Source organism: Nocardia citri (assembly GCF_054065835.1).
Genome location: NZ_JBSUQM010000034.1, coordinates 1 through 18,833, shown reverse-complemented (window position 1 = coordinate 18,833; position 18,833 = coordinate 1). Strand labels below are relative to the sequence as shown.

At 63.5% G+C, this 18,833-nt stretch carries 15 protein-coding genes; 7 read left to right on the top strand and 8 right to left on the bottom strand.

Translation table 11 applies throughout. The features are described from left to right. The first annotated feature begins 143 nt into the window (after positions 1-143). On the top strand, positions 144-959 hold the full coding sequence (locus tag ACW2Q0_RS28565) for a ParA family protein (protein ID WP_457194022.1): 816 nt from the start codon (positions 144-146) through the stop codon (positions 957-959). 135 nt (positions 960-1,094) lie between these two features. On the opposite strand, the gene ACW2Q0_RS28560 is transcribed toward ACW2Q0_RS28565, so the two are convergent. Beyond that, on the bottom strand, positions 1,095-2,720 hold the full coding sequence (locus ACW2Q0_RS28560) for a sigma-54-dependent Fis family transcriptional regulator (RefSeq protein WP_457194021.1): 1,626 nt from the start codon (positions 2,718-2,720) through the stop codon (positions 1,095-1,097). A gap of 186 nt (positions 2,721-2,906) precedes the next feature. Here ACW2Q0_RS28560 and ACW2Q0_RS28555 point away from each other — a divergent pair, with 186 nt between their 5' ends. The 5 genes from ACW2Q0_RS28555 to ACW2Q0_RS28535 all read left to right on the top strand — a co-directional run bounded on the left by ACW2Q0_RS28555 (position 2,907) and on the right by ACW2Q0_RS28535 (position 9,471). Continuing rightward, positions 2,907-4,367, top strand: coding sequence for an aldehyde dehydrogenase family protein (locus ACW2Q0_RS28555; RefSeq protein WP_457194020.1), 1,461 nt, complete (start codon positions 2,907-2,909; stop codon positions 4,365-4,367). A gap of 20 nt (positions 4,368-4,387) precedes the next feature. Further along, on the top strand, positions 4,388-5,947 hold the full coding sequence (locus ACW2Q0_RS28550) for a class I adenylate-forming enzyme family protein (protein WP_457194019.1): 1,560 nt from the start codon (positions 4,388-4,390) through the stop codon (positions 5,945-5,947). Between the two features lie 10 nt (positions 5,948-5,957). Beyond that, entirely contained in the window at positions 5,958-7,061 is a 1,104-nt protein-coding gene (locus ACW2Q0_RS28545) for an NAD(P)-dependent alcohol dehydrogenase (RefSeq protein ID WP_457194018.1), read from the top strand. Between the two features lie 303 nt (positions 7,062-7,364). Further along, on the top strand, positions 7,365-8,963 hold the full coding sequence (locus ACW2Q0_RS28540) for a linalool dehydratase/isomerase domain-containing protein (RefSeq protein WP_457194017.1): 1,599 nt from the start codon (positions 7,365-7,367) through the stop codon (positions 8,961-8,963). Between the two features lies 1 nt (position 8,964). After that, a complete protein-coding gene (locus ACW2Q0_RS28535) occupies positions 8,965-9,471 on the top strand; it encodes an SCO family protein (RefSeq protein WP_457194016.1) in 507 nt (168 codons plus the stop codon). 41 nt (positions 9,472-9,512) lie between these two features. Here the strand turns inward: ACW2Q0_RS28535 and ACW2Q0_RS28530 are convergent, their stop codons facing one another. From ACW2Q0_RS28530 to ACW2Q0_RS28505, 6 genes are read right to left on the bottom strand one after another with little or no spacing between them, the layout of a single operon-like run. Next, positions 9,513-10,796, bottom strand: a complete 1,284-nt coding sequence (locus tag ACW2Q0_RS28530; RefSeq protein ID WP_457194015.1) for an allantoate amidohydrolase — start codon at positions 10,794-10,796, stop codon at positions 9,513-9,515. Further along, positions 10,793-12,112, bottom strand: coding sequence for an FMN-binding glutamate synthase family protein (locus ACW2Q0_RS28525; protein WP_457194014.1), 1,320 nt, complete (start codon positions 12,110-12,112; stop codon positions 10,793-10,795). The genes ACW2Q0_RS28530 and ACW2Q0_RS28525 overlap by 4 nt, the downstream gene beginning before the upstream one ends. Position 12,113: 1 nt before the next feature. Continuing rightward, entirely contained in the window at positions 12,114-12,851 is a 738-nt protein-coding gene (locus tag ACW2Q0_RS28520; protein WP_457194013.1) for a GltB/FmdC/FwdC-like GXGXG domain-containing protein, read from the bottom strand. Continuing rightward, positions 12,836-13,735: a class II glutamine amidotransferase gene (locus tag ACW2Q0_RS28515; protein ID WP_457194012.1), complete on the bottom strand. Its 900-nt coding sequence runs from the start codon at positions 13,733-13,735 to the stop codon at positions 12,836-12,838. The genes ACW2Q0_RS28520 and ACW2Q0_RS28515 overlap by 16 nt, the downstream gene beginning before the upstream one ends. A gap of 18 nt (positions 13,736-13,753) precedes the next feature. After that, positions 13,754-15,091, bottom strand: coding sequence for a type III glutamate--ammonia ligase (gene glnT / locus ACW2Q0_RS28510; protein ID WP_457194011.1), 1,338 nt, complete (start codon positions 15,089-15,091; stop codon positions 13,754-13,756). Positions 15,092-15,135: 44 nt separating this feature from the next. Then, positions 15,136-16,326, bottom strand: coding sequence for an NAD(P)/FAD-dependent oxidoreductase (locus ACW2Q0_RS28505; RefSeq protein WP_457194010.1), 1,191 nt, complete (start codon positions 16,324-16,326; stop codon positions 15,136-15,138). Positions 16,327-16,589: 263 nt separating this feature from the next. On the opposite strand from ACW2Q0_RS28505, the gene ACW2Q0_RS28500 reads away from it, so the two are divergent. After that, a complete protein-coding gene (locus ACW2Q0_RS28500) occupies positions 16,590-17,936 on the top strand; it encodes an ammonium transporter (RefSeq protein WP_457194009.1) in 1,347 nt (448 codons plus the stop codon). A gap of 84 nt (positions 17,937-18,020) precedes the next feature. Here the strand turns inward: ACW2Q0_RS28500 and ACW2Q0_RS28495 are convergent, their stop codons facing one another. Next, positions 18,021-18,683, bottom strand: coding sequence for a helix-turn-helix domain-containing protein (locus tag ACW2Q0_RS28495; RefSeq protein WP_457194049.1), 663 nt, complete (start codon positions 18,681-18,683; stop codon positions 18,021-18,023). Positions 18,684-18,833: the final 150 nt, after the last annotated feature.

Below are 18,833 nucleotides of genomic sequence, written 5' to 3'. Positions count from 1 at the left end.
GGAGGAATCATACGGGTTTATTACCCGCTCCAGAGGAAGAACGGCTAGCCTGGCGACATGGTGGCAAACGACCTGCGGCGAGTTGACCTGCCTGGCAATCGGAGTGGCGCACGGGTGGATCCGAGCCGAAGCGTCCGCGAATCGTGAGTGCGGCCGAAGCCTGCGAACTCTCGGCGCCTCACGCGCAAGCGCAGATCATCGCCCTGTGCAATCAGAAAGGCGGCGTAGGTAAAACCACCTCGACCATTAATCTGGGCGCCGCGCTCGCCGAACGCGGGCGACGGGTGCTGCTGGTCGACCTCGATCCACAAGGCGCGTTGTCCGCAGGGTTGGGCGCGGTTCTGAACGACATGCGATCAACCGTATACAACCTGCTCGGGGAATCATCGGCGTCGGTGATCGACGAGGTGCTGATCAAGACTCGGGTCGACAACGTCGATCTCCTACCGAGCAATATCGATTTGTCCGCGGCGGAGATTCGGTTGGTGCACGAGGTCGGCCGGGAATATTCGCTGCGCCGGGCACTCGACCCGATTCGCGACCGCTACGACTACATACTCATCGACTGTCAGCCATCGTTGAGCCTGCTCACCGTAAACGCCCTGGCCTGCGCGGACGGCGTGATCATCCCGATGGAGTGCGAGTTCTTCTCGCTGCGCGGGGTCGCGCTGCTCACCGACACCATGGACAAGGTCCGGGACCGGCTGAACCCGCGGCTGAGCCTGTTCGGAATCGTGGTCACGATGTTCGATCAGCGCCTGCTGCATTCGCGTCAGGTATTGGCCCGGGTTGCCGAGGTTTTCGGCGACCAGGTCTACGACACGGTGATCTCGCGGACCGTCCGCTTTCCGGACGCGACCGTCGCCGGTGAACCCATCACCACCTGGGCACCTCGATCCGCCGGCGCCGAGCAATACCGGGCCTTGGCCCGCGAGGTCATCCAGCGATCCGGCCGCTGACCCACCGCTACGACGATGGTGCGAAGGCTGTCTCGTCCTGACGCAGGCTCGTCGCCGCCGTCGATCGGTCATGTGTAATCGGGCCATCGTCTGAAAGGCTGAATCCCGCAATCGAATTCGGATGAAACTTCGATTTCAGGCGTTGATCCTATACCGGCGCAGACGGGCATAGAGGGTGGTGCGACCGATGCCCAGCTCGACAGCTGCCGCTGCTTTGTTTCCGTTTGCCGCGCGCAGGGCTGTCAGGATCGTGTCTCGTTCCGCGGTCTCCATCAGCGTCAGGGGACGCGTCGCTGGTGATCGATAGGCTGGAGGCAAGTCCTTCTCGGTGATGTCGCCGACCCGATGATGGGATTTCGCGTAGTCGAGCACCGACTTCAGTTCACGGAGATTGCCCGGCCACGGCTGGGCGGCCAGAGCATTCAGTGCCGAGGGCGCGATTTTTCTCGAAGCCGCGAGTTCAGGTGTGTGAAGGACTTTCAGCGCCACCGCATTGAAATCCTGCTGATATGTCCGCAGCGGGCGAAGCTCATGGTGATTCAGAGCGGTCGCCGAGAGTGCGGCTTGTTCGGGATCGGGGGTCGCCAGTGGCGAGGTGGTCATGACGACCAGGCCGGGCGCGGCACGTACCGCTGGGGCGAGCCGGGCCGCTGCCTGAGGCGTCAACGTGTGGATGTTATCGATGACGACGCGGGCCGAGTGCCGCAGCGCGCTGCGGACTCGTGCCGCCCACTCGTCGTCCAGATCGGAATCGACGGCGTCGAAGAAGTCGGCGTCGTTGCCCGCGATTTCGCGCGCGGCGGTTGTGCGGCCCGTGCCTGGCTCCCCGACGACGAGCTCCACGCTGTGGCTCGCGATGGGCGGTATGTTCGTCGCGCAGTGAATATTTGAGGGAACCGGCGGCGAGTCGGGTAGGGGGGTGATATCGAATATGACTCCACCGGCGGTGTCGGATACCGAACGGGCGATCACCAGCACATTCAAGCCGGATGACAGGGTCAGTGGCTGCTGGATCGCACGGTCCGGACCGACGTTCGCGGCGACGTTGCGCAGGACGACGTGATCGGTGCTGTGTAGGAGGTCCACGGCCGCCGGGTTGCTCAGCATGACGTTCTCGCCGTAGACGAGCACGGCGTGATTCTTATTGCGCGTGTGGATTTGGAAAGCGGCGAGCAATCGTTGCTCGGAGATCCGGGCGCCCTCCAGCAGTCGCTGCTCGATGTCCTGGACGGCTCGCATCAGGAATGGGCCGAGCAGCGCCGAGGATTGTTCGATCGTGCCGGTGATGTCGAGGACACCTTCGACACGACGGGTGATCGGATGGACGATCGGAGCGCCGTAGCAGCAGAACTGCCTGAGCGCCTCCAGGAAATGCTCGTCACCGGTGACGGCGATCGGCTGTCGCAATTCGTACGCGGTCGCCAATGCATTCGTCCCGCTCGATTCTTCGAGGTATTGGAATCCTGGCGCGGCCAGGACGCTATCGAGTACCGTATTCAATTGCGGCTGAGCAACTCTGCGGTCGATGATGCGCGCGGTCCGGTCGGTGAGGAGTACCGAGAATTTCGTTTCGGCGAGTTCATCCATCATCCGGTCGAGAATTGGCCGAGCCGCCGTAGACAGCCGACTCCGTCGCTCGAAGTCGGGGACAAATCTGGTTTCGCGGACCCGCATTCCCGGGTCGAGCCCGAAGAGGGTGGCGCGCTTCCACGCGTCGGCGATTTCGGGTCGCTGACACCGCGTGTCTATCTCGGCGTTCATTGAATCGTTCATTCCTGGCTGTCGGGTGAGCACGATGAGTCTAACGCCGCTGTGATCGGCGACACAGCCATCGGTCCGGCCCGCGCCAGAAGCGTTCGGAATCGGAACACTGAGGCGCGGCTCACCCGCGCCAGCATTGGCACAGTCACATTGGACGAAGTGACGTGCCTAGCAAAGGAGCGAACGGTGACGGTCGAAAACAGCGTCCGGGTCGGCGTCGATGCCGAATTCTTCATGACGATCAACGGCGAGTCCACGGGCGGAACCGGAGTCGCAGATGTGTACGACCCGGCGACGCGGTCGGTGATCGCGCAGGTGCCAGTGGCGACTCGCGAAGACCTGGATCGGGCCGTCGAGGCCGCGCACACCGCGTTCCCCACCTGGTCGGCGACCCCGTTGGCTCAGCGGCAGGCGATTGTTTCCGCGATCGGCGATCGTCTCGAAGAGCACGCTGAGGATTTCATGGCCCTGCTGACGGCGGAACAGGGCAAACCGCGCGCGATGGCCGAGTGGGAGGTGTTTGGCTCGGTCGCATGGTTTCGAGAGATCTCGAAGCAGTCGCTGCCGGACGAGGTGCTAGAGGACTCGCACGAACGGCGCGTAATCAGCCGCCATACCCCGCTGGGCGTAGTGGCCGCCATCGTGCCTTGGAACTTCCCGATCCTATTGGCAGTCTGGAAGATCGCGCCCGCGCTGGTGGCGGGCAATGCGATCATCGTCAAGCCGTCGCCGTTCACCCCGCTGTGCGACTTGAAACTCGTGGAACTCGTTCAGGACCTGCTGCCGCCGGGTGTGCTCGGCGCGGTGAGCGGTGATGACGAGCTCGGCAAGTGGATGACCGCGCACGAAGGCATCGCGAAGATCGCCTTCACTGGCAGCACCGATACCGGCAAGCACGTCATGCGCTCGGCAGCCGGCACGCTCAAGCGGATCACCCTCGAGCTCGGTGGCAACGATCCGGCCATTGTGCTCGGCGATGTCGACCCGAAAAAGGTTGCACCGGAGTTATTTTGGGCCGCTTTCCAGAACAACGCCCAATTCTGCAATGCCGCCAAGCGGGTCTACATTCACGACAGTGTGTACGACGCCGTGCGTGACGAGCTGGTGGCGTTCGCCCGTACCGTGGTCGTCGGTAACGGCTCCGACCCGGCGACTCAACTCGGTCCGATCCAGAACGAACCGCAATACCGCAAGGTGGCGGAGTACTTCGACGACTGCACCGACAACGGTTATGTTTTCGCTCTCGGCGGCACCATTGATCCGGCCTCGGAGGGGTGGTTCGTGCCGGTGACGATCGTCGACAGCCCGCCAGAGGATTCGCGCCTGGTTGTGGAGGAGCCATTCGGCCCGATCCTGCCGCTGTTGCGGTGGACCGATGAGGACGATGTCGTGGCCCGGGCGAACGACACGGCCTGGGGTCTGGGCGCCACGGTGTGGGGCGCCGATCTCGAGACAGTCCAGCGCATCGGTGAACGACTCGAGGCCGGGACCGTCTGGTTGAACGAGGTGCACCAGTACTCGCCGCACCAGGTGTTCGGCGGACATAAGCAGTCGGGCATCGGCGCGGAGAACTCACTGCACGGTCTGGCCGAGTACACCAACCACCAGACGATCACGTTGAACAAGGTGCCCGGAGTGGTTTCCTGAACTGGCGGGGTGAGAGTCGAATGTCTGCATCCACGCCTTGTGCTCCAGCGGTCGGCCCTGGGGAGATTCTTCCCTTCGCCGCCGAGCGCTACCCGGACAAGCTCGCGTTGGTGATCGGGGCGAAGCGGTTCACCTACCGGGATCTCGAGCGCATGTCACGTCGAGTCGCGGTGGCCCTACAGCGGCGGGGGATCGGTGACGGCTCCGTCGTATCCCTCTACGGCCAGAACAGCTGGGAATGGATCGTCGGCTACCACGGAGCATTACGTGCGGGAGCGACGGTCAATCCGGTGAACGTGATGCTCACCGGAACCGAGCTGAAGTATGTGCTCAACGATTGCGAATCGGATGCCATCTTCGCGGGCTCGGAGCAAGCCGCAACTGCCGCAGCAATTGTGGCCGAGGTGCCCTCGGTCGAACTGTTCGTCGAGTTCGGCGACGAACAATTCGAGCCGTCCGCCCAGCCGTTTTCCGCGCTCCTCAGCGAAGGGAGCGACGAGCAGCCGACAGTGGTCGCTCACCGGCCGGCGGATCTGTGCTCGATCGCCTACACATCCGGAACCACCGGATATCCGAAGGGAGCCATGCAGTCCCATCGCGCGGTCCTGCTCAACTGCGCGTTGACGGCGACGATGCACGGGCGCACCCGTAGTGACATAGTCGTGACGGCCCTGCCGGCAGCACACGTCTACGGCAACGTGGCAATCAATTCCACGTTCCTCGCTGGCGGGACCGTCGTGCTCATGGAGCGTTTCGCTGCCGCCGCCGCGTTGCAGTTGATCGCGGGCGAAAGCGCCACCATGTTCGAGGGTGTGCCCGCCATGTACTCGATGATCCTCGCCGACGACTCGCTCGCCGACGCTGATTTGACGAGCCTGCGTATGACAACCGTTGGTGGACAAACATTCTCCGTGGACACTCTCGAGAAATGGCAGCAGCGATCCGGGGTGCCGATGATCGAGCTGTGGGGTATGACCGAGCTTGCCGGGCTCGGCGCCACTCACAGCCTGTACGCTCCACCGGTCCCCGGATCGATCGGAGTCTGCCTGCCGGGCACCGACATTCGCATCGCCGGCCTCGATGGCAGCGATAGGGAAGTCCCGGTCGGCGAGCCGGGCGAACTACAGGTTCGTGGTCCACTCGTCATGCTCGGCTACTTCGGAAACGACGCCGCGACCGAAGAAGTCATGCTCCCAGGCGGCTGGATGCGGACCGGCGATGTCGCCTATGTCGACGACACGGGCCACTACTTCGTGGTCGATCGGATCAAAGACATAATCGTCACCGCTGGATACAACGTCTATCCCGCCGAGATCGAGCGGGTGCTCGCGGGCCATCCAGACGTCGCGATGGCGGCGGTCGGGCGTCGCCCGGACGACATGCGCGGCGAGATCGCGGTCGCCTATGTGGTCCCCAAACCGGGTGCGCGGCTGAGTGATTCGGACATTATCGAGCACTGTAGGGATGGTCTCGCAGCATACAAGCGACCGCGTGCCGTCGTGTTCGTGGACCAGCTGCCGACCACTTCATCGGGAAAGATCATGCGCCGCAAACTCGGCGAGCTGACCGAGAAAAACTGAGGAATACATCGTGAAATCAACTGCAGCTGTTCTGGAGTCGGCGAACTCACCGGTCGTCCTCGCGGAAGTCGACATCGCCCCGTTGGCACCGCGGGAGGTGCTGGTAAAGATGGCAGGATCGGGCATCTGCCACACCGACCTGGGCGTGATCGCCGCGCCCAGCGCGGGACAGACCCCGATCGTATTGGGCCACGAGGGTTCCGGCGTCGTCGAACAGGTCGGTTCCCAGGTCACCTCGCTGGCACCGGGCGACCACGTCGTGCTGTCGTATAGCTCGTGCAGCCATTGTGACAACTGTGTGCGTGGTGTGCCGCAGCATTGCCGAGACTTCGTCGCACTCAACATGGTCGGCGCTCGCGTGGACGGCACTTCGCCACTGAGCCGCGCCGGCGTCCCGGTGCTGGGCGCCTGGTTCGGCCAGTCGTCCTGGGCGCAGCGTTCAGTGGTCACCGAACAGAACGCGATCAAGGTCGATGACGATCTGCCGCTGGAGCTACTGGGGCCGTTGGGGTGCGGAATCCAGACCGGCGCTGGTGCGGTGCTCAACACCCTCAATCCGGAGGCCGGATCCTCCATCGCCATCTTTGGCGCCGGCTCGGTGGGTTTGGCGGCGCTTCTCGGGGCCAAAGTTGCCGAGTGTGCCACCATCATCGCTGTCGATATCCAGGATGCGCGGCTCGCGAAGGCCACCGAACTCGGTGCCACGCACACCGTCAACCCGTCCGAAGTGGATGCCGCGGAGACGATACGAAATATCGTCGGTGGGCTGGGTGTGCAGTACTCCGTGGATTGCATCGGATTCCCCAGCGTGGTGCGCAGCGCTCTCGAATGTCTGCAGACGCCGGGTGTGTGCGCTACCGTCGGGTTCCAAGGGATTCCCAACGAGATCACCATCGATCAAGGACAGCTGCTGTTCGGGAAATCGCTGGTCGGCGTTATCGAAGGTGATGCTATCCCGGCAGAGTTCATCCCCCGTATGCTTCGCCTCTACAAGGCGGGCAGATTCCCCTTCGACAAGCTCATCGAGACCTTCGAGTTCGGGGACATCAACAAGGCCATCGAAGCGGCTCACCACGGTGACGTCATCAAAGCGGTGCTCACCTTCGATATCTGAGGCCGAACAACGGCGCTGGTCCAGAATGTCAGCCTGGACCAGCGCTGCGAGCCGAGGCGTAGTTGGTGCTGGCTGGGGTTGAAACATGAACTGGATCTGGGGATCTCGCTTCCCGTGTTGATTCATGCGGGAACAGATGGAGATGGCGCCGCCGTGCACTGCACTCGCAGCGACGCCGAGTCGGGCGGAGGCGATGCCGACCGCGACGAACCCGTCGTTGATCTCTGCCAGATCCACGTCGGCGGAGTTGCACCGCGAACGGCGGCAGCAGGGATACATCACTCTGATAGAAGGTAGTTTCACGTGCAAAAGGATGACGGCGCTGTCGCCGATGCTGTATTGACCAGCGAGCAACTCGGCCATCTTCGGCATTTCGACAACTTGTCTCGGCAACTGCCCAATGACTGGTCGTTGATGCAAGGCAAGGCCAACGGCCAGGATGACTTCGGCGGGTATCGATTCCAGCTCGCATACATGGCATACGCCCTGGCTTTGACCCATTACCATCGACTGCCGAATGCGCCTGGCGTATTCAAACCTGTCTTTGAACGCCTGATCGACAAGCTGCTTCTGCCCGAGGTCTGGATGTACTGGCGCGATTCCAGTCGCGGTGGTTCGCCGTACAACGCCCACCTGTCGGAGGGGTACCAGGAGCAGTGGGATCCCGTTGCGCGCGATAACATCATGTACAGCGCGTACATCCAGTCCATCACATTGATGTATCACTACCTTTTCGCGGACGATCGGTACGCGCGACCGGGTGCCCTGGCATTCGATTTCTGGTCGTTCTTCTGGGGCGGGGTACCGAAGCGGTTCGAATACGACGAGAATTCGCTCAACGAGCAGATTTACTGGCAGATGGTCGAGAGCGGATATCTCGGCGTCGCTTGTGAACCCAACTGTGTGTTCCAGATCTGCAACCAGCCGGCGATCCTCGGTTTTCGCATGCACGATCTGGTGACCGGGGAAAACGTGGCCGCGGAAGTCACCCGCAGCTACGAGAAGACGTGGTCCCAACTGGGGCGGCTCGATTCGACCGGGCACTACAACATGCTGATGGCACCCAATCCCGGCCAGATATTCGCCAACGTGGAAACCTCGGCATGGGTGGACGCATGGTGCGGGACCCTGATGAACATGTGGAACCGAGAGTTCGTCCGAGAACACTACCCGAGCCAGATCAAGGACCTGCTGATCGATGGTCTGGACGGAACGAAATCGGTTCGCTTCACGCCCGATCGGGAAATCATCCCGGGCCGGTCCATTGTTGCCGACTTCTGTGATTTCGGGTGGGCCGCGACGTGGGCGTCGGAGATGGGTGATGCCGCGACGCTGGACGGGCTGCTCGCCCACGCCGACCGCTTCATGAATCCCACCTGGCGTGACGGCGGCCTGTACTACCCCCGGAAAGACACCCAGTGCGATGAGAGCGGCAACCGGATCGAAGTCGAGCCACTCGCCGGCAATGTTTTGCTCGGATACGCGCGGTTGAATGTGCCCGACGGACTCTGGAAGTTCTACAACAAGACTTGGGACGCCGCGCATTTCACCGAGCCCGCCCTGACCGCCGTCGGAGGTGACATCGCGGTGAGTCGAGCTCGATTCGACTCGAACTCGGGCACGTTGACATTTCGCATTCAACGACATGCCGACAGGGATGGCGACGGGTCGATTACTCTCGGCAATGTTGCCGACCGAGAGCGATGGTCGCTGTGCGAGCAGGGGGTGGTCCTCGCGATGGGAGGCGTGGGCGAACCGATCACGACAGGTCAGGGAACGGACAGGTTGCCTTGGGTCGCAATCGAGCGCGTCGATACCGGAATCAGGCTTCGACTTTCTGCAGGTGCGCCACGAACATTCGAACTCGAGGTGTCTGCGCTGAAGGGATCGAGCAATGCATGAGATGACAGACAGTCCCCGCCACCGCCACGTCAGTGGTGTATTCGACCTGCTCGACCATAACGGCCAGGAGGTGAACGAGCGGACCTACCGTGGGAAGTATGTGGCCGTCTTTTTCGGATTCACCCATTGCAAGATGGTCTGCCCACGAGCTCTGCGCCGCTTGTCGACCGTACTCGACTCCCTTGGCCCGCTCGCGGATCGTATTCAGCCGCTCTATATCACTGTCGACCCGGACCGGGATACACCGTCGGTGATGAAGAAGTTTCTCTCATCGGACTATCCGCGGTTCGTGGGCTTGACCGGTTCGACCCCGCAAGTCGAAAGTGCCAAGAAATCCTTTCGCGTGTTTTCGACGGCGGTAGCGGACCCGGACGATCCGGAGGGCTACCAGATGCCGCACTCGGCATTCACCTACCTCATGGGCCCGGACGGCGCCTATCTGACCCATTTCACCGACGCTGTCGGGGAGGTCGAGCTGATTAATCGGCTGTCGTCGATCCTGCGGTGAATCCGGTGCCGATTCCGCTCGGGTCGGTGAGTGTCAATGGATCACGGTCCCTGTACCGCCCACGCCGCCATCACCTCGGCCAGGGCGGTGGCTCCTCGGTGGCAATCGTCGGGTTCGGCGTATTCGGCGGGGGAGTGCGAGACACCGGTTGGGTTGCGAACGAACAACATCGCGGTCGGTACCAGTGCCGACAGCACGCCCGCGTCGTGACCGGCGGCAGTCGGGAGTATCGGGACGGCCTGCAGATGGCCGAGAACCTGGCGAATCCGATCACGAACGTCCTCGGGGAATTCGACGATCGGAGAGAACGATTCGGTGCGAACGTCGAGCCCGGTTCGATTGATTTCGGCGCTCTGTCGAGCGTGTTCGATGAGGGTGTCGACGAGTCGGGTCACTGTCTTCTCGTCGGCTGCCCGGGCATCGAGCCACGCTGTTACCTGCGAGGGGATCGCGTTGGTGCCGTTGGGCGCGACGAGCACCTTGCCGAAAGTCGCGACGGCGTCGAAGTCCTCGGCGACCGCTCGCGCGGCATGAATGGCCGAGGCGAACGCGAGCATCGGGTCGCGGCGATCAACCAAACGGGTGGCACCGGCGTGGTTGGCCTCACCGGTGAAGGTGAATTCCCAGCGACCGTGTGGCCAGATCGATGACGCCAAAGCCAGCGGCTGGTCGATGATGTCCAGCGCGCGTCCCTGCTCCACGTGCAACTCGACGAAAACCCCTACCCGCGAGGCCAATTCGGGATCGGCACCGAGATGCGCGGGATTCCGGCCGGCACGTGTCAGCGCTTCGGCCAACGTGATCCCGTCGCCGTCGCGCAGGCCGAGCGCGCGTGCTGGCGACAAAGTCCCCGCACTCAGTTGCGAGCCGATGCATGCGACGCCGAATCTGGCACCTTCTTCATCGGAGAAAGCGACCACGCCGATGGGGATTCTCGGTTCGATGCCCTGCGCCTTCAGCAGATCGACGGCGGCGAATGCGGATACGATACCGAGCGGCCCGTCGTATGCGCCGCCGTCGGGTACCGAATCCAGATGTGATCCGGTGATGAACGCACCGCGCGGTTCGCCGAGCCAACCCTTCGGCATCCACCACGCCCATAGGTTGCCGTTGCGGTCGGCTTCGACGTCCATGGATCTGGCCGTCGCGGTGCTCGTGAACCACTCGCGCAGCGTGAGATCGGCATCGTTCCAAGCGAATCGACGATATCCGCCGGTGCCGTCGTGCCGCCCGACGTCGAGGATATCCCTCCAAAGCCGGTCGAAGCTCACGGGACTCGCGGTGATCGAGCCGTGCCCGTCCGATGTCGATTTCCGGCCGGTCACGATGCCGCTCCTGGGATCCACGTGGTGCCGGCCAATGGGATGCGCGCCATGGCCGCGGCTTCGACGGTCAGGGCGACGAGGTCTTCCGGTTCGAGGTTGCGCAGATGCGATTTGCCGCAGGCGCGGGCCAGTGTCTGTGCCTCCATGGTGAGCACGCGGAGGTAGTTGGCGAGCCGTCGGCCGCCTTCGACCGGATCGAGGTTTTTGGCCAATTCGGGATCCTGGGTGCTGATACCGGCGGGATCGCGGCCGTCCTGGAAGTCGTCGTAGTATCCGGCCGCCGACCCGAGCGCTTCGTACTGCGCGCGGAAGCGAGGGCTATTGTCGCCCAATGCGATGAGCGCAGCGGTGCCGATGGCGACGGCGTCTGCGCCCAGTGCCATCGCCTTGGCCACGTCGGCGCCGCTGCGGATGCCGCCGGAGACGATCAGCTGCACTTTGCGGTGCACATCGAGTTCCTGCAGTGCCTGCACGGCCTGTGGGATCGCGGCGAGGGTCGGGATGCCGACATGTTCGATGAAGACGTCCTGGGTGGCGGCGGTACCACCCTGCATGCCGTCCACTACGACGACATCCGCGCCGGCTTTGACGGCCAGCTTGACATCGTAGTACGTGCGGGTGGCGCCGACCTTGATGTAGATCGGCTTGTCCCAGTGTGTGATCTCGCGCAGTTCGAGAATCTTGATCGCCAAGTCGTCGGGCCCGGTCCAGTCCGGGTGCCGGCAGGCGCTGCGCTGATCGATGCCCTGCGGCAAGGTTCGCATACCGGCTACCCGCTCACTGATCTTCTGGCCGAGCAGCATGCCGCCGCCGCCCGGTTTCGCGCCCTGGCCCAGCACCACCTCGATGGCGTCGGCCTTGCGCAGATCATCGGGGTTCATCCCGTAGCGTGACGGAAGATATTGGTAGACAAGATGTTTCGACTGACCACGCTCCTCTGGTGTCATGCCGCCGTCGCCGGTCGTCGTGGAGGTGCCGACAGCGCTGGCCCCGCGACCGAGCGCCTCCTTGGCCGGGCCGGACAGCGCCCCGAAGCTCATTCCCGCGATGGTGATCGGGATATCGAGGTGCAGAGGGTGTTTCGCATGTCGGTCACCGAGCACGACATCGGTGTCGCAGCGCTCGCGATAGCCCTCCAGGGGATAACGGGACATGGAGGCCCCGAGGAACAGCAAGTCGTCGAAGTGCGGAAGCGGCCGCTTCGCGCCCCAGCCGCGAATGTCGTAGATGCCGGTTTCGGCGGCGCGCTGGATCTCGGCGATCACCCGGCGATCGAAGGTCGCCGATTCGCGCAGGGCAGGGTCGGGAGTGGTCATATCAGTACGCTCCGGCGTTGTCGACGTGGAAGTGGTACAGCTGGCGAGCCGATCCGAAGCGAGTGAACTCTGCCGGGTCGTAATCGAATCCAGCGGCCGAGAGCAATTCGCGCAGCTCGGCGAGATGCTCTTCGCGCATCGGTTTACGCACGCAGTCCGCACCAAGCGAGGCCACGGTCCCGCGCACGTAGATGCGTGCTTCGTACAGCGAATCACCCAGGGCCTCACCGGCATTGCCGCATACCACCAAGCGCCCTGCCTGCCCCATGAATGCGCTCATGTGCCCGATGTCGCCGCCGACCACGATATCCACCCCCTTCATGGAGATGCCGCATCGGGCGGCGGCGTTGCCCTCGATGACCAGCAGTCCGCCGTGTGCGGTCGCGCCGGCCGACTGTGAGGCGTCACCGCGGATCCGGACGGTGCCGGACATCATGTTTTCCGCCACCCCGACTCCGGCGTTGCCGGCGACGGTTACTGTCGCGCGCTGGTTCATGCCCGCGCAGTAGTAGCCGACGTGACCGTCGATGGTGAGATCGATATCCGCGTCGAGCCCGCACGCCAGTGCATGCGCCCCCCGCGGGTTGCTGATCGTCAGCGTGGCCGGCGGCTGCATCGCCGCGAGCATGGTATTGACCTCGCGGACACTGGATTCGGCGAGATCAACAGTTCGACGGCCGGTACCGGATCCGTCTGTGGCGATCACGGCCGTCTCGTTGGTGGTCAGTGTCGGCGCCATACATACACCTCTTCCGGTTCGGGTTCGAAGATTCGGGCGTGTTCGACGCCAGGCAGCTCGGTCAATGCGCGATACTCCGACGCCATTGCCACCCAGCGGTCGGTCTCGGCGATCACCGCGGGCTTGCACGAGATCGCATCGCGGACAACCGCGAACGAGTCACTGGTCGACACCAGCAGGGTGTAGAAGCCGTCGAAGCGCTCGTTGAGCAGCAGCAGCGCCTTCTCCAGATCCGCGCCTGCGGCGAGCTGTTCGGCGACGAAGCGGGCACCGACTTCGGTGTCGTTGTGGCTGTCGAACTGCACGCCATGTCGTTCGAGCTCATGCTTGATACTCATGTGGTTGCTGAACGAGCCGTTGTGCACCAGGCATTGGCCGGGCCCGACAGAGAACGGGTGCGATCCCTCTGCGGTCACCGCGGATTCGGTGGCCATGCGCGTATGTCCGACACCCTGCCAGCCCTGGGCATTCGGTAGCCCGAATCGGTGTGCGAGGGCAGTGGGGTCGCCGATTCCCTTGAGCACGGTCAGGTCCGATCCGAACCCGATGATGCGCGCTCCCGGCGCATGCTCACGGGCTTGCGCGGCGAGCGAACCGGCATCCAGCTCGCCGTGCAGTACGGTGGTCGGCGCCAGATCGTGCGCCGTGATCGGCACACCCGCTGCGCGAGTGACGCGTTCGGCCAATTCCGCGGCCGACACCGGGCTGTCGAGCAGCGACACTGTGCCGTGGCCCGGCGGCGACCAGATCGGATCGCCGTAAACGGCCATACCGGCCGAATCCGGGCCACGGTCGCACATGTGGTCGAGCATGCCGGTCAGCAGTGTGCCCAGCTGTGGATACAGGGCCTCATCACGGAGATGCAGCCCGACGATTCCACACATGATGTGTCCTCCAGGGGGTCAGAACGCGGTCAGGTAGTTGTCGATCTCCCACGCGGAGACGGTGTTGTGCCAAGCGAAGAACTCCTCGCGCTTGCGCTCGGCGAAATAGGCCGCGACTCCGGTACCCGCGACGTCGAGCGCGGCGGTGAGGACCGGGTCCGCCTCCAGCGCGTCCATGGCGTGTACCAGCGTCATCGGCAGCATGCGGTCACCGCGCGTGCCGGGCTGCCCCGGCTGCAGACCTCGATCGATGCCGTCCAGACCGGCCGCGATTGTCGCCGCCGCAGCGAGATACGGATTCGCCGCACCATCCGCGCCGCGCAGTTCTACCCGGTTGTGGTCGGGTACTCGCAGGTAATGGGTGCGATCATTGCCCCCGTAGCTCGCGTACCGTGGCGACCAAGTCGCGCCGCTGGCGGTGGCGGTCGCGCCGATTCGTTTGTAGGAGTTCACGGTTGGGGCGATCACCCCTTGTAGCGCGCACGCGTGTTCGAGAATGCCGGCGACGAACGAGTACGCGGTGGGCGAAAGTCCAAGGCCGTGTGGATCATCCGGATGTGGGAACACCGGATCGTCACCGCACCACAGCGATAGGTGCAGATGCATGCCGGAACCCGTGCGGTCGGTGAACGGTTTCGGCATGAAAGTCGCTGTCATGCTCCGCTTTTCGGCGATTACCGACAGCAGGTAGCGAGTGGTTATGACGCGGTCGGCGGTGGTGAGCGCATCGGCGTAGTCGAAGTTCTGCTCGAACTGACCGTTGCCGTCCTCATGGTCGCTGGCGTAATTGCCCCAGCCTAGGGCATTCATCGCATCCGATACTTCGGTGAGGTGGTCGTACATCCGGGTTACATCGCGGGCGTCGTAACAGGGCTGAGCGCTGACATCGGCTTTGTCGGCCGTGCACAGGGTGCCGTTCTGATTACGATCGACGAGGAAGTATTCGACCTCTGCGCCGACGTTGACGGTGTATCCACGCTCGGCGGCGCGCGCCAGGGTGCGTTGCAGTATCACTCGCGGCGCGAACGGCCACGGCTGTCCCTCGACGTGTGGTGTGCAGTGCACGAGCGCCAAGCCGGGCCGCACGAACGGGATCGGCGTGAACGAGCCCGGATCCGGGAGGGCTATCAGATCCGGGTCACGCGGTTGCTGGCCCATCATTCCGGCGGCGTACCCGGCGAACCCTACGCCGTCCTTCTCCAGCTGGCCGATCGCCGATGCCGGAACCAGTTTCGCGCATGGCTTGCCGGACAGCGTGGTGAACAGTGCGAGCACGAAGGTGGTGTCGGTGGTCTCGGCAAGGGCAGCCAACGATATTTCTGTCGTGACCGCTGGAGTGGCAGCGTCGGTGGCCATAGGGTTCTCCTGGGATATCACAGTTGATCTGGAAGGATTGTGGGTCAGCGCATTTCACCGGCGCCCTGGTACGGGTGCAGGCTCAGCAGTGGTCGGCCTTCATCGAAACGCGAGTACCGGAAGTCCGTCGGATCGACGCCGGGCAATGTCGTCGCGCCGTCGAGCAGGAGATCGGCGACGAGCCTGCCGACCGCGGGGGAGATCTTGAAGCCATGTCCGGAGAAGCCGGTCGCCAGAAACAATCCCGGTGCCGGAGTCGGTCCGATTATCGGGTTGTAATCCGGTGTGACGTCGTAGGCGCCGACGTAGGTGCCGGACACGCGTGGATCCGGCATGTTCGGCAGCCGATGGTCCACCTTGCCGATCACCTTCTCGATCGTGCTGTCGTCCGCGCGATTCGCGTAATGATCCGGATCGATGTACTCCGGTGCCGCGTGATCGCTGTTGCCCGCCAGGAGTTCACCATTGGGCTCCCTGCACAGGTACTGCAATCCGGCCAGATCCGAGAGCACCGGTACCTGTGCCAGTGGTTCTCCCTGGTCGATCAGAACCAACTGTGCGCGTTGGGCTTTGACCGGAACCTCGACACCCGCGGTGGCACCGAGCTCGGGTGTCCACGGGCCGGCTGCCAGAATGACCGTTGCACAATGCACTTCGGAGCCATCGGAAAAAGCGGCGCCGCACACCGCCCCCGTCGAATCCTGTAGCAGCTTGGTCACTTTCGCGCTCTGTCGAATTCGCACTCCCAATGCCCGGCCTGCGGTGGCATAGGCCATGCCGGTCAGATGGGCATCGCCGCGTCCGCCACGCGGTTCGTAGGCGAAGGACGCGAAGTCGTCGAGATGCAATCCGGGCCATAAGTGTGCCATTTCGGCGTGATCGATGAGGTCGACGTCGATGCCCAATTGCTGCTGCATCGCGACGTTGGCCTTCAGCGGATCGACATTGTTCTCGCCGACACCGACGACGTAGCCGCACTGGCGGAAACCCATGTCGTCGCCGAGCAGTTCTGTCGCGCGGCTGAAGACGTCGACGCTGTACCACGCCATGGCAGCCAGCGACGGCGTGCCGTAGTGGCAGCGGACCACGCCACTGGACTTGCCCGTCATTCCTGAACAGAGCGTGTCGCGTTCGACCACGAGTACATCGGTCGCGCCGCGGTCGGCCAGCGACCAGGCGATGGCAAGCCCCTCCAGGCCGCCGCCGACGATCAGGAATTCGGTGTTCTCGGGCATCGCACATCCTCGGCCGTTTCGGACCCCTAGGTTCATTCTAGGAATCAATGTCTACTGATAGGAAACCAGGCGAATGTGACAACCGTGTTGCGTAATCATCATATGGAGATATCTTCGCCGACGGGTCTGGAGATAGCGTGCGCGATTTACGAACGGTTCACACGGAAGCGGTCAGCCGCAACATGATCGGTGTCTACTGATGTTCAACTGCGATTCCTGATGGAGTCCAGTCGAATGAACCTCTTCCAAGTCAGGTGATCACAATGAACCAAGCAGTCGCCGCGGCGGACACCGCGTGGATGCTGGCCGCATTCGCCGCCGTATCCCTCATGGTGGCAGGGCTCGCGCTGTTCTACGGCGGAATGGTGAGTGTCCGCAACACTCTCAACATGGCGATGATGATCTTCGGTGCGCTGGCTGTCGTCGGCGTGCTGTGGATCGTGGTGGGCTACTCGGTCGCATTCGGTAACTCGCTCGGTGGGCTGGGTTTGCTCGGCGATCCGCTCGAGTACTTCGGCTCATCGAAACTGCTGGCCGCGCCGGATGGTGCGCTGCCACCGGCGGTGGTTTCCGCGTTTCAGCTACTGTTCGCGGCGCTCACCGTTGCCCTCATCGCCGGTGCTGTGGCCGATCGCATGAAGTTCGGTTCCTGGATGGTGTTCGCCGGTCTGTGGGCGGTGCTGGTCTACTTCCCTGTGGCGCACTGGGTGTTCGCGTTCGACGCGAAGGACGGATCGGTCATCGGTGGCTGGATTGCCAACAAGCTGAAGGCCATCGATTTTGCCGGGGGTACGGCGGTCCACATCAATGCCGGGGTGGCCGGTCTCGCACTGGCGCTGGTGCTCGGTAATCGCCGGGTATTTCCCAATGCCCCACGCCCGCACAGTCTTCCGTTGACCATGCTCGGAGCGGGCATGCTGTTGTTCGGCTGGTTCGGGTTCAACGGAGGGTCGGCCTTGTCTTCGGGTAATGCCGCGGCGGTCGCGGTACTCAATACCCTGGCGGCGGCCTGCGCCGGTGTGTGCGCGTGGCTGACGGTGGAGAAATTGCGAGAGGGACGGGCGACGTCGCTGGGTGCGGGGTCGGGTCTGATCGCCGCGCTGGTCGGCATCACACCGGCCTGCGGTGCGGTGTCGCCGCTGGGGGCCCTGGTGATCGGTGCGACCTGTGGTGTTGCCTGCTGCCTGGCGGTTTCACTCAAATTCCGTGTCGGACTGGATGATTCACTCGATGTTGTGGGCATCCACCTGGTCGGCGGCATCTTCGGCACATTGCTCATCGGGTTGCTCGCCGACCCCACCGCGCCGAACGCGGTGGCCGGCTTGTTTTACGGCGGCGGGCTGGATCAACTGTGGCGCCAGGCAGTCGCCGTGCTCGCCGTGCTCTCGTACTCCTTCGCGGTTACCTGGATCATCGCCAAGGCCATGCATCTGACCCGCGGCATCCGAGTCGACTCCGGAAGCGAGGCCGAAGGACTCGACGTCGCGGTGCACGGCGAAACCGCATATGTGCTCGACGCCGTCGAACTATCCAGCAAGCCAGCGCAAGTGGGTGATGCGGTGGCCGCCGCCGAATCGCTGACCGCCGCGACGGGCAGCGCCCGCGTGTAGTGATACACCTACACCACGTCCCCTCCGCCGTGCTGCTCGTTCGCTACCGGGCAAACGAACGCGGAAGGGGCGTGGTTGTTCACTCTATTCGACGTGGTTGTCCGGATAGGCGGTGATAGCGAGAAACCGTATGGGCAGCCGTATCAGATCATTCGGGCCATGTGGGCCCTCACCATCCAGTAGCAGCGAATCGCCTGGCCGCAGTGTGTATTCGGCGTCACCGTGCCCGTACACCATGACTCCTTCGAGCATGTACAACAGTTCCGTACCGGGGTGCTGGAAGAGTGGGAACGTCTCGCTGGCCTCGCTCAGGGTGACCAGCACCGGCTCCAGTCGCTTGTGCTGACCGCGCAGCGCTCCCAGAAGTTCGTAATGGTGGCCGACATGAGTGCCGCGCCCGACGATCACCGCGCCGTGGCCAACGGGTGTGAACACCGCTTCCCGCGCGCTGTCCACACCACGGAACAGCGAGGTCACCGGTACGTCCAATCCGGTCGCCAACCGCGCAAGCGTCGACAGACTGCAGGAGGTCTGGGCGTTTTCGATCTTCGACAGCATTGCCTTCGAGATGCCGATCTTGGCTGCCATATCACCGACCGACAATCCACTGGCCGTGCGCAAGTTGCGAACCTGCCGACCGATTACTCGCTCCAAGTCGACGCCGGTCGGCGTATCCCGCGGTACTTCGCGCTGAATCGGAGCAGGATCGCCGGTGTCGCGATGCTCGGGTCGTCCTGCTGGCTGCATCATGGCCGCCAGTCTATGCAACTGGTTTACTGATGGTGAACATGGTCAACCAGGCCGGAGCCGACGACAACGACGTCGTACTCCTTTTTTCCTGGCCGCCTAAGGTTGCCGTCGTTCGGCGTCCTGTGCGATCCAGGCCGCGATCTGTGT

Bases quoted from the DNA above. Each gene is read 5' to 3' on its own strand.
- ACW2Q0_RS28520 (WP_457194013.1), bottom strand. From the start codon at position 12,851: ATGGCGCCGACACTGACCACCAACGAGACGGCCGTGATCGCCACAGAC.
- ACW2Q0_RS28550 (WP_457194019.1), top strand. From the start codon at position 4,388: ATGTCTGCATCCACGCCTTGTGCTCCAGCGGTCGGCCCTGGGGAGATT.
- ACW2Q0_RS28560 (WP_457194021.1), bottom strand. From the start codon at position 2,720: ATGAACGCCGAGATAGACACGCGGTGTCAGCGACCCGAAATCGCCGAC.
- ACW2Q0_RS28495 (WP_457194049.1), bottom strand. From the start codon at position 18,683: ATGCAGCCAGCAGGACGACCCGAGCATCGCGACACCGGCGATCCTGCT.
- ACW2Q0_RS28525 (WP_457194014.1), bottom strand. From the start codon at position 12,112: ATGACCACTCCCGACCCTGCCCTGCGCGAATCGGCGACCTTCGATCGC.
- ACW2Q0_RS28500 (WP_457194009.1), top strand. From the start codon at position 16,590: ATGAACCAAGCAGTCGCCGCGGCGGACACCGCGTGGATGCTGGCCGCA.
- ACW2Q0_RS28515 (WP_457194012.1), bottom strand. From the start codon at position 13,735: ATGTGTGGAATCGTCGGGCTGCATCTCCGTGATGAGGCCCTGTATCCA.
- glnT (WP_457194011.1), bottom strand. From the start codon at position 15,091: ATGGCCACCGACGCTGCCACTCCAGCGGTCACGACAGAAATATCGTTG.
- ACW2Q0_RS28505 (WP_457194010.1), bottom strand. From the start codon at position 16,326: ATGCCCGAGAACACCGAATTCCTGATCGTCGGCGGCGGCCTGGAGGGG.
- ACW2Q0_RS28535 (WP_457194016.1), top strand. From the start codon at position 8,965: ATGACAGACAGTCCCCGCCACCGCCACGTCAGTGGTGTATTCGACCTG.